General features: G+C 62.0%; 11 protein-coding genes. 5 read left to right on the plus strand and 6 right to left on the minus strand.

From position 1 onward, the window contains the following. Window positions 1–459 precede the first annotated feature (459 nt). Both BTHE68_RS22370 and BTHE68_RS22375 read right to left on the minus strand, forming a co-directional pair. Window positions 460–1,857, minus strand: a complete 1,398-nt coding sequence (locus BTHE68_RS22370; RefSeq protein WP_162068507.1) for a mercuric reductase — start codon at window positions 1,855–1,857, stop codon at window positions 460–462. 68 nt (window positions 1,858–1,925) lie between these two features. Beyond that, window positions 1,926–2,465 carry a carboxymuconolactone decarboxylase family protein gene (locus BTHE68_RS22375; RefSeq protein WP_162068508.1) on the minus strand — a complete coding sequence of 180 codons (540 nt, stop codon included), beginning with the start codon at window positions 2,463–2,465 and terminating at the stop codon, window positions 1,926–1,928. Window positions 2,466–2,584: 119 nt separating this feature from the next. Between BTHE68_RS22375 and BTHE68_RS22380 the strand changes: the two genes are divergently transcribed. Next, window positions 2,585–3,556 (plus strand): AraC family transcriptional regulator, encoded by a 972-nt coding sequence (locus BTHE68_RS22380; RefSeq protein WP_162068509.1) that lies wholly within the window; start codon window positions 2,585–2,587, stop codon window positions 3,554–3,556. 28 nt (window positions 3,557–3,584) lie between these two features. On the opposite strand, the gene BTHE68_RS22385 is transcribed toward BTHE68_RS22380, so the two are convergent. Continuing rightward, window positions 3,585–4,700 (minus strand): NADH:flavin oxidoreductase, encoded by a 1,116-nt coding sequence (locus tag BTHE68_RS22385; RefSeq protein ID WP_162068510.1) that lies wholly within the window; start codon window positions 4,698–4,700, stop codon window positions 3,585–3,587. Window positions 4,701–4,806: 106 nt separating this feature from the next. Here BTHE68_RS22385 and BTHE68_RS22390 point away from each other — a divergent pair, with 106 nt between their 5' ends. Then, on the plus strand, window positions 4,807–5,703 hold the full coding sequence (locus tag BTHE68_RS22390; RefSeq protein ID WP_162068511.1) for a LysR family transcriptional regulator: 897 nt from the start codon (window positions 4,807–4,809) through the stop codon (window positions 5,701–5,703). 164 nt (window positions 5,704–5,867) lie between these two features. Here BTHE68_RS22390 and BTHE68_RS22395 read toward each other — a convergent pair whose 3' ends face one another. The 3 genes from BTHE68_RS22395 to BTHE68_RS22405 all read right to left on the minus strand — a co-directional run bounded on the left by BTHE68_RS22395 (window position 5,868) and on the right by BTHE68_RS22405 (window position 8,826). Then, a complete protein-coding gene (locus tag BTHE68_RS22395) occupies window positions 5,868–6,146 on the minus strand; it encodes a hypothetical protein (protein WP_162068512.1) in 279 nt (92 codons plus the stop codon). Window positions 6,147–6,596: 450 nt separating this feature from the next. Then, a complete protein-coding gene (locus BTHE68_RS22400) occupies window positions 6,597–7,127 on the minus strand; it encodes a hypothetical protein (RefSeq protein WP_232078081.1) in 531 nt (176 codons plus the stop codon). 778 nt (window positions 7,128–7,905) lie between these two features. Next, entirely contained in the window at window positions 7,906–8,826 is a 921-nt protein-coding gene (locus BTHE68_RS22405) for a LysR family transcriptional regulator (RefSeq protein ID WP_162068514.1), read from the minus strand. Between the two features lie 125 nt (window positions 8,827–8,951). On the opposite strand from BTHE68_RS22405, the gene BTHE68_RS22410 reads away from it, so the two are divergent. From BTHE68_RS22410 to BTHE68_RS22420, 3 genes are all read left to right on the plus strand, one after another. Further along, window positions 8,952–10,301, plus strand: a complete 1,350-nt coding sequence (locus BTHE68_RS22410) for an MFS transporter (protein ID WP_162068515.1) — start codon at window positions 8,952–8,954, stop codon at window positions 10,299–10,301. A gap of 62 nt (window positions 10,302–10,363) precedes the next feature. Beyond that, window positions 10,364–11,101 (plus strand): sugar phosphate isomerase/epimerase family protein, encoded by a 738-nt coding sequence (locus tag BTHE68_RS22415; protein ID WP_197919728.1) that lies wholly within the window; start codon window positions 10,364–10,366, stop codon window positions 11,099–11,101. 79 nt (window positions 11,102–11,180) lie between these two features. Then, complete coding sequence (locus BTHE68_RS22420) at window positions 11,181–12,200, plus strand: Gfo/Idh/MocA family protein (protein ID WP_353622662.1); 1,020 nt, start codon at window positions 11,181–11,183, stop codon at window positions 12,198–12,200. The last annotated feature ends 21 nt before the right edge of the window (window positions 12,201–12,221 follow it).

The raw sequence follows: 12,221 nt of genomic DNA on the forward strand, positions 1-12,221 counted from the left end.
AGGTGGCCATGGACCGTGCGGGGCCGCCGACGTGACAGCACGAGTGACCGTTTGCACCTTTGGAAGCGATCTTCGAGCGAAAGCAACGCGTGTGACCGGAGAGGGTCGTGAGTGTGAGTTCGCGGATGCAGTCGGTTGCAGTCCGGTCGGGCGATGTCGCCAAGATCAGCAATGCGTCGGGCTGAAGCCGTAGACCGCAGCCGGCTTCAACGTCCGCAAAGGCCGAGATGTTCGCGTCGGCCGGTCCGCGTGGTCCGCACGGTCCGGTGACTTCCCTGCTTACATACACCGCGTTGCTCGAGCGCCCCCTCCCCGCACCGCTGCCGCTTGCCAAGCGGCGCGGAGCGCGCCCACCCTCAATTGCGGCGGGCGCGTTCCGCACGCACGGAACGCGAAAAGAAGACAACATGCTTCGCACGAGGCGCGGTCGCTCGAACTCCCGGGCTACGCGCGCCACTACTACACGGCGCGCTCAGGCAACCTGGATAGCAGTGGTCCGAGACCTTCGGCAATAGTCAAATGGGAAATCACGGCATCCCGGAGCTTCGGATAAGGAAGTTCTGCGATCATCGCCGTCTGCACCGCTGCCAGCACTTCTCCCGCTTCCGAGCCGATCATCGTGAAGCCGAGAATGCGGTCGTCTGCCGCGCTGACGAGCACCTTCATGAAGCCCTGCGTTTCGTCGGTCGCTTCGGTTCGCAGCACACTGCTCATTGGTAGCGTCGCGATGCGCGCGGCAATCCCCTCGCGCCGTGCATCGGTTTCGCTCAGGCCGACGCGCGCGAGCGGCGGATCGGTGAATAGCGTGTATGGAATCAGCCGATCGCCGGTGCTGCGATGTCCGCCCGCCATGTTGTCGCGCACGATCCGGAAATCATCGACGGAAACATGCGTGAATTGCGGGCTTCCCGCGACCTCGCCAATTGCCCACACATCGCGCGCCGACGTTTGCAACCGATCGTTCACGCGGATATAACCGCGCTCGTCCAACTGGATGCCTGCACGCTCCAAGCCGATATCGGCGGTGTTCGGAATGCGCCCGGCCGCGACCAGAATGTCGCTTCCCTCGATGGTCTGCTCGCCCGAAGGCGTGCGCACGACGACGCGCACCTGCGTGCCCGAGTGCCCTTCGACACGGATCGTCTGCGCGTCCAGCACGACGTCGATCTCTTCCGCGCGAAGTATGCGCAGCATTTCGTCGCCGATGTCCGCATCTTCGCGGGCCATCAGCCGGGCACCGCGCTCGATGATCGTCACGCGGCTGCCGAAGCGCCGATACGCCTGCGCCATCTCTACGCCGATATAGCCGCCGCCCATCACGATCAGATGCGATGGCGCGCGATCAAGATCCAGCGCGCCGATGTGCGTCAACGGATCGGCCGACGCCAGGCCCGGCACGTCCGGAATCGCGGCATGCGTGCCGACGTTGACCACAACCTGATCGCCGCGAAGCGTGCGGGTGCCACCGTCATTGAGCTGCACCTCGATGGTCTTCGGCCCGACGAACCGTCCGACGCCCATGATCAGCTCGGCGCCGCTCGATGCATACGCCTGCACGTGAAACGCGGCTTCCCGTTCGACCATGCCGCGTTTGCGATCGCGAACCTTCGCCATATCAACGAGTACGTGTCCCGTCGCTACCCCGAAATCGGCGGCATGCCGCGTCAGATGCGCCACGCGCGCGCTCCAGATTTCATTCTTGCTCGGCAGACACGCGACAGCGGGACACGAGCCGCCTACCCATTGCCGCTCGACCACGGCCACGCGCTGCCCCGAGCGCGCCAGATGCCACGCCAGAAGCTTGCCGCCCTGGCCACTGCCGAGAATCAACGTATCGAACTGTTCGATCTGAGACATGACCTTCTCCCAATCAGCTAACGGATGATTTGATGTCGAGCGGACGGATCCGCTCGCGAGTGTCTGCATTACTCGACGGGCGGAAAATCGACGTCGGTGTCGTTGATGCGATTGAACGTGTTGGTGAAGATCGTCATGGCAATCGCCAGCGATATCTCCGCCAGTTGCGTATCGCGATAGCCTGCCGCGCGAATGGCGGCGAGTTCGTCAGCGCCAATCGTGCCGCGCGTCGTCTGCAAAAGCCGCACGAAGCGGATCAGCGCATCGCGCCTGGGATCACCGGTCGGCTGGCCGGCGCGAATCTGTCTGAGCGCTTCCGGCGTCAGACCGGTCATCTTGCCCAGCATCACGTGCGCGGCTACGCAGTAGTCGCAACCCGTCTGCTCGCTGACCAGCAGCTTGATGGTTTCCAGATCCTGCTTGCTCAGGCTGCTGGCGGCCAGCGCGCCTTCGGCGTCGAGCGCGGCGTTCAACGTCGCGGGCGCGAGATGGCCGAGCGCCGCGAACAGATTCGGCACGCTGCCGCCCGCGATCTTGCGAACGCGTGCGTAGACGTCGGCGGTGTCGCCAGTGGCGTTGGCGACGGCGGGAATGGCGATGCGACTCATGGTGGACCTCCTTCGGTGGTGGTTAGGAGCCTCCACTTTAGGGTCGCAGGATGAGCTTGTTGAGTCGCTAAATTCTCAATATCATGCTCAAAAGTCTCATCGTGTCATTCGAGGTAAGCATGTCGATGTCGATCGATTGGCTGAGCCGCCTGCTCGGCATGATGACCGTGCGCGGTCAGCTCGAACTTCGCTGTTCGTACGGCGCGCCGTGGGAAGTGATCTACGCCGATTCAGACGCGGGCGAGATGCCGTATCACATCGTGCTCGGCGGATCGGCCGTGCTGGAGACGCCCGGCGGCGGCAAGCCGCAACATCTGCGCGCCGGGGACATCGTGATGCTCACGCACGGTTCGGCGCATACGCTTCGCGATGGCAGCGGGGCGCGGCCGAAGCCTGCCCGGCAACGCGCGGCGCTGAACCTGATCATCAGCGAAAACAAGGGCGCCGGCGAGCGTCTGGACATGCTGTGCGGACGGATCATCCTGGCGCCGCCGCATGACCGCTTCGTTCGTGCGTATCTGCCGGCGCGGCTCGTAGTCCGTACGTCGACAGCGAAGGGCAGCGGACAGGACGCGGCGCTGGAACAGTTGAATGGTCTCGTCGCGCTGATGCGCACGGAATCGGTCGCCGGCAATCTCGGCGGCTACGCGATGATGAACGCGCTGTCGGCGGCGCTTTTCGCGCTGGCGTTGCGTGCGAGCGCGGAGTCCGACGAAGCGCCCGCCGGTCTGTTGACGCTCGCGGGACATTCGCGTCTGTCGCCCGCGCTCGCCGCGATTTTCAATGATCCGGCGCGCGACTGGACCCTGCCGGACCTGGCGAGTCTATGCAGCATGTCGCGCGCAACATTGATTCGTCATTTTCAGAACAAGGTGGGACGTTCACCCATCGATCTGCTGACCAGCGTCCGAATGGCGCTGGCGGCAAATGAGCTGAAGAGGCCAGGCGTATCGACCGAAGTGGTGGCCGAGACCGTCGGCTATCAATCCGTGGCGGCCTTCAGGCGTGCGTTCAGTCAGCACTTCGACATGACGCCGGCGCACTGGCGGCGCTCGAATGTGGAGACGCAGCAGGCGCGTGTCGAGAACTGAGGATACGCGCCCGCGCTCACAATCGCGTTCAGGCGGAGAACTGCATCGCTAACTCGTCGTCCTTGATGCTGGCGATGGGTTGCAGTATCGAGCTATCGAACTGCCTCGGTTCGCGCCCGCTCGCGAGAATCATCGGCAAATCGGGATTGGCGAGCGCGCCGCGTCCGACCGTCACGATGTCCGCGCCGGACCCGAGCGCATGGGCGATACGGTCGGCCGTATGCAAGCCGCCATTCGCGATGATCGTCACCTCCGGCGCGTAGCGGCGCGCCAGCGCGATGAGGCTGTCGCGCGTGCCTTCGAATGCGGGCTGCCACGCTTCGTGCTCGGTCACGTGGATGAAGTTCACGCCTGCGTCGGCGAGCGTGCCGAAGATCACTTCTGCGTCCGCCTCGCCGCCGGGCCACTTCGACGCGAAGTCGTTGACCTTGCCCTGCGAGATGCGGATGCCGACCGGCACTGCATCGCCGACGCCGAGCCGGACCGACTTCACGACATCGACGAGCAGTTGTACTCGCGCCCTCGTGCTGCCACCCCAACGGTCGTTTCTGAGATTCGTGTGCGCGCCCAGAAACTGGTCGAGCAGATAGCCGTTCGCGCCGTGAATTTCCACACCGCCGAATCCGCCGATATTCACCGCGCGATGCGCCGCCTGCACGAAGCCCCGGATCGCTTCATCGATCTCGGCATCCGTCATCTGCCTGGGTTCGGGATACGGTCCATCGCCGTAATAGAACGCCATCTGTTCGCCTTTGGGCCGAACGGCCGATGGCGCCACCGTGTGCTTGCGATAAACATTGCCCTGACTCAGCGCGCCTGCGTGCATCAGTTGCGCGAACACCCGTGCGCCGTGTGCCTGCATGTCGCGATTGAAGGCTGCCCATGCGCGCGCCTGTTCGTCATCGGCCAGGCCAGGCTGAAAACGGTATCCTTGCGAAAACGCCTTGTCGGTATAGATACCTTCTGTCGTTACGAGACCGAAGCCGCCTTTCGCGAACCGACCGTAGTAGTCGAACATCGTCTGTGTCGGATGGCCGTATTCGGTGGCCGTGATGCGCGTCATCGGGGCGACTGCGATGCGGTTGCGCACCGCAATGCCGTTGCCGGCGTACGGGGTAAGGATCTGCGAGGTGAAGTCGTTCATTTCGCGGCTCGTCAAAGGAAGGAAAGTGACTTCATCCTAGGCGTTGGGAGGGCGGGAAAACAGACGTCGAATGGTGAAGCCGCCGTAACGTTATCGGATATAAACCATGTTCCTTCCAGACGTTCGAACCTTCCTCGCCGTTGCGTCGGCGGGCAGTCTTTCCGCTGCGGCGCGCCAGCTCGACGTCGTCCCCATGCAGGTGTCGCGTCGCATCGCCGTGCTGGAAGAAGATCTCGGCGTGCGTCTTTTTCATCGGACGACCCGGTCGCTCACGCTGACTGCCGAAGGTGAAGCGTTCGTCCCATTTGCCACGGCGATGGTGGATGCGGAATCCGGCGCGCGCGCCGAGCTCAGCCCGTCGCAGGGAAAGGCGTCGGGCGTGCTTCGTCTGACGGCTCCGAGCGGGTTCGGACAATCCGTCGTGCTGCCCATGCTTGCGAGTTTGCTCGAAGCCAATCCGGAGCTTCGCATCGACCTCGATCTTTCGGATCGTCAGGTGGATATCGTCGGGCAGGGCCTCGACGTGGCCTTGCGGATTGCGCCGTTGGAGGACTCCGAGCTGGTGGCGAAGAAGATCGCTGCCAATCCTCGCCTCGTTTGCGCCGCGCCGGCCTATCTGAAGAAACACGGACGACCTTCGACGGTTGCCGACCTGGACAATCACGCCTGTATCCGACTGAGTGCCGTGCGACGGTGGCCGCTTGTCGTCGACGGAGCGCTGATTCGCAAGCGCGTGGACGCTTGTTTCACCACGACCAGTGTCGAAGCGGCGCGGACCGCTGCCGTGCAAGGTCTCGGACTCGCGCAGTTGACGTATTGGGACGTCTTCCGGCAATTAGCCGACAACTCGCTCGTGCAGATTCAATTGGAGGATGCGGCGATGGAGGACTTGTCGGTCTGGGCGGTGATGCCGAGCAGGCGATACGTTCCAAACAGGGTGAGCGTCTTTCTCGGCGCGCTGCAAAGTCAGATCGCCGAACTCAGCGAAGGACTCCGACGCTGAGCACAGCCTACCTCCGATTTCGGGGCGTTGCCCCTTTCCCGCGAAGGCGATGGGCAGTCGAGTGGCGTCTTGCCGAACTGACTAATCAAACAGAAAATGCAATATCAAGACAACCTGGTCCGGCAAAACAGTAACTATCGGCAGCGGAAATCCCGGGGCGCAGTTTAATACTGCATCAGCGATTTGAAGTCGGCGACGACAACGCCGGTGCAGGCCCCAAAGATACAAGTCAGATAGCCAACCCAACCTAGCATGAACAAGCTCCGCACATGCACGAGCGCTGTAAATGTGCCGTCCGCGAGCGCAATAGCACCAAGTAGTTCGATAGGCGGTTTAAACAGCAATGGGACGCTCATCGCGAATATCTGACGCATCCACAAGACAGCGAGCTTACCGCAGAAGTTGACATCGCTCGGAGTGCACTGCACGTCGATGGCGAGCATGTATGTCAGCGCAAGCCATACAAATCCTACCCCCAGCACACGTCGCATGGATTTTCAACCAGTCATGTAGAGTGGAACAGGGCCGCGCAGCAGGCGGCATGTCCGCAGGAGATCGTCCGCGACTGTTGAACGGCAGCTCATGAGATTTCTGAGGGGCGGTTGTGGATCTAGAGTGAGGGTTGACTAAGGTAGGAGTGGCCGTTCGACGACTCGATGTCGTCAACGGCGGCAACCCGCTATGTTGCCGATGTGCAAGGAAGCCGCGTCGAACGTCGGCAATGGCCGAAAGGACGTGCCTGCGCCGACTATCAGGCAGGCCATCAATCGAAAAACATGACCGATGGCCTCGCGAAGTGCCTCCGTTCCATCGACATTGAGGCTGCCCCATTATCCTTGTCGAGTCTGAGGCTTTTCAATTGATGCCGGCCATATTCTCAAATTAGCTTGAGATTATTGTCGCGCAGAAGTTGCCATGATTGGATCGAGCGCACCCGTGTTGATCACCTTGTCAACAAAACTTTCCATCGCGTTTGCGATCGCCTTTTGAGCAGCGAGACTCAAGGCGTCGGCGCCAACCGAGCAATTTCCGTCTTCACTGGCATGACCTTGACCCCGAAACGTCGTGGTGATCAGTTCTTTTCCTTGCTTGTCGGCAACGCGAGCGCGAATTGCGATATCGACGTTTGCATCAGCGGATGGCACCCAAAATCCGGGCGTGAAACGAATTCGCGGATCAAACTCGGAGAGGTCGAACTTGAAGATGATTCCGTCACGCCCTGACGGTACCGCTCCACCGTTGTTCACGACTTGAGGGAAGGCGGCTTCAACAGTCTTTGAGAGCGAGCCTTGCAGCGCCTCACCGATATACATCGGATACTTATGTGCGCCGCAGGCAAAACCGGATTTGACATCTTTGCCGGCCGTGACGAGATTGTCGCTGAAGACTACGTAGGCCTTGTCCTGTCTGATCTTCGTGCTCATTACTTCCGAAGCGCCCGATTGCGATGCAACTTGGACGTTATATGCACAACCCGAGAACATCGTTGCCGCTAACATCGCGGCGACTGCTTTAATCCGCGCCATAATTTCCCTCTTACCTTGGCTGTTTCTTCTTGTCTAGGCCGCCCTGTTACGGCACGCCGTGAGCGATCCCGCTCTACCTAACGGCAACGGGCGAGAATTCTTTAGAGGAACATTTGCTGCAGACCTCACTGGTTGGCCACGTTCAACCATCAACTTCGTGGGGATGGTGCGCTTTGAGAAAGCACATCGGCGCCGAGGAAAGGAACGCTTGCGCCTGCGAGACCGTCGGTAGCGAGAACACGACATCTTGCCCGCTGAGCTCGTGACCCCGCCGGGCCATTACGCCAAGAGACTCTCGTAACTACAGCGGGGTTGGCGCGGAGCGGTGGCTTGCCGATTCACGAACGACGCTGGCGTTCAAGGCGGCGGCGACTGAATGGCCGGTGTGAGTTAACCAACGCTCATACCGCCGGGGGTAGGTAATGACCGCGATGGCCGACGACGCGAAGTACATCATCGGTGGCCGAAGGGGCGTCGACGGAGCGAAGCGGTCGCACGAATGCCCGAACTGTGGTCGCGCGGAGTGACTCTTCGTGACCGCGCCTTGCCACTCAACCTGCGATAGGCCCGATGATCGCCCCAAGACGCAAAAGCGCCACCACTCTCCCCGCTCCACGGCGCCGCCTCAAAAACTGCCCGCTAAATATCGGCGATCACGCGCACTAACTTGAAGAGGTCAATGCTCGACCTCCGGATTCATATCGAGCGCAAAAGGACCACAACTGAATTGATCTTTCAGGAACTCGAGGCACACCCTCACCTTCGCAGAATTCGCTGACCTGCTGCTCAGGACCGCCCAGATGTCGGCGGGCTCCGAGTACTGCGCCAGGACGCGCACCGCCTGTCCGCTGCGAATCGCATCGGCGATATCCCAGACCGACAGCAAACAGATGCCTTTCCCGTCGAGGCACCAGTTTCGGACTACGTCGCTCATGTTCGATCCGAAGCGGCTCGTCACTTTCACGGATTCAAAGCCCTTCGGCCCCTCGAGACGCCAGGTGCCGAACGCCTGCTCGCGCTCCCGGTACAGCAGGCATTCGTGTTCCGCGAGTTCGGCCAGCGAAGCCGGAGCGCCGTGCCGGCTCAGGTAGTCCGGCGCGGCAACCAGTAAGCGGCGGTTGCTGGCGAGGCGATGCGCTATCAGCTGCGGCTGCGTCGGATCCCCGAAGCGAATGTCGATGTCGATATTCTCGTTGATGAGATCGGTGCGCCGGTCGAGCAGTTCCAGCCAGACATCGAGCTTCGGATACTGATTGCCCAGACTCGAAAGAATCGGCGCGACATGCAGCCGGCCCAGACGCAGGCTCGTGCTGATGCGCAGCAGTCCGGAGAGTTCGCTGCGCGTGCTTTGCAAAGTCTCCGTCATCGATGTCACGTCTTCCAGAATCCTTCGCGCCCATTGATAGGCGATCTCGCCATCTGCGGTGATCGCGACACGCCGCGTGGTGCGATGAAACAGCCGCACTGCAAGCGTCGCTTCGAGAATCGCAATCCGCTTGCTGACATGAGCCGGCGTGGTGCCGAGCTCCTTTGCCACGGCAGCAAAACTCGCCCGCCGCGCCGCGATGCAGAAGACTTTCAGGTCGTCGATATCCATACACCGATTCTAAACGAAGTGTGAATGATGAAACAACGGAAGCTCCGTTGATATCCAAAGTGTTGTCTATAGAATCGCCTCAGATGCTGCCTTCGAGGCGGACTTTCACAACAGTGGAGACAACGATGAAATACGCATCAGGCGTTCAGGCTGGCGACGCGGCGTCCGCGACCGCGCGCCGCACGCGCGCTCGCTTCGGCATTCTCGGATTGCTCGCAGTCGGCACGATGATCAACTATCTCGACCGCAGCGTCGCCGGCATCGCCGCGCCGAACATGAGCCACGACCTCGGACTGACTCCCGCGACGATGGGTGTCATCTTCTCGGCGTTCTCGTGGACCTATACGGCTTCGCAGATTCCGGGCGGCATTCTGCTCGACCGCATCGGCACCAAATGGACGTATTTCTTCGCCCTGACGCTGTGGTCGCTGTTCACCGGCCTGCAAGGGCTGGCGCTGGGCTTCGTCACGCTGCTGATTCTGCGCCTCTTGGTGGGCATGGCCGAAGCGCCCTGCTTTCCGACCAACAGCCGCGTCGTCGCCACCTGGTTTCCACAAAGCGAGCGGGCACGCGCGACAGGCGTCTACACGTTCGCGGAATACGCGGGGCTGGCATTCCTCAGCCCGCTTCTCTTCTGGCTCGAGCACCGTTACGGATGGCGCGCGCTGTTCGGAATCGTGGGCGCCGTGGGGATCGTTTTCGGCTGGATCTGGCTCGCGCGCTTCAGGGAACCGCACGAGTCCGGCCGTGCGAATCGCGCGGAACTGCAACATATCGAAGCCGGCGGCGGCGTGGTGAGCAGCGGCCGCATCCATGTGCGCTTTCAGTGGTCGCACCTCGTCGCGATCCTGAAAGAGCGCCGCATGCTCGGCATCTGCATCGCACAGTTCGCGAGCAATGCGACCAACGTTTTCTTTCTCACGTGGTTTCCGACCTATCTGGTGACGGAACGCCACATGCCCTGGCTCAAGGTCGGGATACTCGCCGTGCTGCCCTTCATCGCGGCTTCCGTCGGCACGCTTGCGGGCGGATGGATTTCCGACGCGATGCTTCGTCGAGGCATGTCGCTCAACTGGGCCCGCAAGCTGCCTGTGACGGCGGGCCTCCTCACCGGCTCGACCATTGTCCTCGCGAACTTCGTCGACTCGACGGAAGCGGTGATCGCCATTCTGTGCGTCGCGTACTTTTCGCAGGGACTCTCGGCGCTGGCGTGGATGATCGTCTCCGATATCGCACCGAAAGGACTGCTCGGCCTGAGCGGCGGCATCTTCAACCTGTTCGCGAATGCCTCCGGGATCGTGACGCCGCTCGTCATCGGGCTGATCGTCAACGCCACCGGATCGTTCGTGTATGCCCTGGCGTTCGTCTCCGCCATCACCCTGGTGGGCGCGTTCTGCTACCTCTTCGTGGTCGGCGACATCAAACGCATCGAACTCGAAGCCTCTTCTTTCGAAAGCAAGGATGTCAATCAATGAACGCAGTTCGAATCGGCGTAGCGCACCTCACCGCGCTGGAACTGAATCCGTCCGAGCTCGTGATGGAGAGCGCGAGAGCAGGCTTCACCGCGGTCGGACTGCGCACCAGTCCCGTGGCGCCGGGCGCAATCCACTATCCGCTGAAGGCCGGCAGCGCTGAACATCGCCGGCTCGCCCGCTTGCTCGACGATCACGGCACGACCGTTCGCGAGGTCGAGTTCATCCCGATTCTGCCGGAAATCGTCGTCTCCTCTTATGAAGCGATGTTCGAAGCGGCAGCGGGACTGGGCGCGCAGACCGTGACCGTGTCCGGTGACGACAGCGACTTCTCGCGCCTCGTCGCAAACTTCGTGGCGCTCTGCGACCTCGCCGCGGGCTTCGGCTTGCGGATCGATCTCGAGTTCATGCGCTGGCGGCACGTCGGCACCCTCGGCGACGCGCGACGCGTGCTCGACGCCGCCGCGAGGCCGAACGGCTCGATTCTGGTCGATTCATTGCATCTGATGCGCTCCGGAGCCACGCCTGCCGATGTGAGTGAACTCCCGGCCGCGTACCTGCACTCAGTCCAGATTTGCGACGCGCCAGCGGTCTCGCCGGTGGGCGACGACGCGATCATCCGGGAGGCGCGAGGGCCGCCTGCCGCCTGGCCAAGGTGCGTTGCCGCTCGCGGAGCTATTGCGTTCACTACCGTCCCATACGCTCATCAGCGCCGAAATGCCGTTCGCGGCGCTCAAGGCCGCCCAACGGCTCGCGCTGGCGTTCAAGGCATCGAAGCAAGTGATCGAGCAAAGCCTGCTTGACGAGCAGCGGTTGGCCTGAGCGCGTCCCTTTATTCCAACGAACCTGAAAATCTCAATCATGAGCAAAATGCCCATAGCCGTGATCGGCGCTGGATTGATCGGCAAGGTACACATCGACCTGGCCGCCAGGCATGACGAAGTATCACTCGCGGCAATCGCCGATCCGACCGATGCGGCCAGACAAATGGCTGCGTCCTTCAACGTACCGTGGTTTGCGGACTACCGGGCGATGCTCGATACCGTGAAGCCGAAAGGCGTGGTCATCGCGACGCCCAACGCCACGCATGCGCGCATCGCGCTCGATTGCATCGAGCGCGGCGTTGCGGTGATCGTGGAGAAGCCGATCGCGCATACGGTCGAGGACGCAAAGCGTATCAGCGACGCTTCCCGCGAGTTCCGGGTGCCGGTGCTCGTCGGCCACCAGCGGCGACACAACCCGATCGTGCGCCGTGCGCGCGAGATCGTCGCATCGGGGCGCCTCGGAAAGCCTGTGAGCGCAACGGCCCTGTGCACCTGGCTCAAGCCCGATGACTACTTCAATACCTCGTGGCGACGCACGGAAGGCGGCGGCCCGATCCTCATCAATCTGATCCACGATATCGATTTGCTTCGTCATCTCTTCGGCGACCTCGAGAGCCTTCAGGCGGTCACATCGAATGAGACGCGTGGATTCGAAGTGGAAGACACCGCGGCAGTCGTGCTGAAGTTTCGCAACGGAGCGCTCGCGACGGTCAGCGTAAGCGATACCGTCGCGGCACCGTGGAACTACGACCTCGCTGCAGGAGAAGTAGAACGCTTCCCGCGTCAGGACGTCAATTCCCACTACCTCTGCGGTACAGACGCTTCACTGACGCTTCCGCGGCTCGAACTGTGGGAATACCGCAGCGGCAAAGGATGGCATGACCCGTTGACGCAGGAACGCACCGCGCCCCATGCCGGCTGCCCCTACACCGAGCAGCTTCGTCATTTCCGGGCGGTGGTCGATGGTACTGAGGCACCGATCTGCTCTGCGCTCGACGGGCTGCGCACGCTCGAAGCGACTACGGCCGTGCATGTCGCCGCGAAGTCGGGAAGCACTGTGTTCCTGCCCGGCGATTGACTGCATGACGCTTGTCGACGC

Origin of the sequence: Burkholderia sp. THE68, assembly GCF_009938265.1 — a bacterium.
In the GTDB taxonomy this organism is placed as follows: Bacteria; Pseudomonadota; Gammaproteobacteria; order Burkholderiales; family Burkholderiaceae; genus Caballeronia.

What these genes read in the sequence shown, in the direction of transcription:
- BTHE68_RS22370 (WP_162068507.1), bottom strand. Translation starts at nt 1,857, where the DNA reads ATGTCTCAGATCGAACAGTTCGATACGTTGATTCTCGGCAGTGGCCAG.
- BTHE68_RS22375 (WP_162068508.1), bottom strand. Translation starts at nt 2,465, where the DNA reads ATGAGTCGCATCGCCATTCCCGCCGTCGCCAACGCCACTGGCGACACC.
- BTHE68_RS22380 (WP_162068509.1), top strand. Translation starts at nt 2,585, where the DNA reads ATGTCGATGTCGATCGATTGGCTGAGCCGCCTGCTCGGCATGATGACC.
- BTHE68_RS22385 (WP_162068510.1), bottom strand. Translation starts at nt 4,700, where the DNA reads ATGAACGACTTCACCTCGCAGATCCTTACCCCGTACGCCGGCAACGGC.
- BTHE68_RS22390 (WP_162068511.1), top strand. Translation starts at nt 4,807, where the DNA reads ATGTTCCTTCCAGACGTTCGAACCTTCCTCGCCGTTGCGTCGGCGGGC.
- BTHE68_RS22395 (WP_162068512.1), bottom strand. Translation starts at nt 6,146, where the DNA reads ATGCTCGCCATCGACGTGCAGTGCACTCCGAGCGATGTCAACTTCTGC.
- BTHE68_RS22400 (WP_232078081.1), bottom strand. Translation starts at nt 7,127, where the DNA reads ATGAGCACGAAGATCAGACAGGACAAGGCCTACGTAGTCTTCAGCGAC.
- BTHE68_RS22405 (WP_162068514.1), bottom strand. Translation starts at nt 8,826, where the DNA reads ATGGATATCGACGACCTGAAAGTCTTCTGCATCGCGGCGCGGCGGGCG.
- BTHE68_RS22410 (WP_162068515.1), top strand. Translation starts at nt 8,952, where the DNA reads ATGAAATACGCATCAGGCGTTCAGGCTGGCGACGCGGCGTCCGCGACC.
- BTHE68_RS22415 (WP_197919728.1), top strand. Translation starts at nt 10,364, where the DNA reads ATGGAGAGCGCGAGAGCAGGCTTCACCGCGGTCGGACTGCGCACCAGT.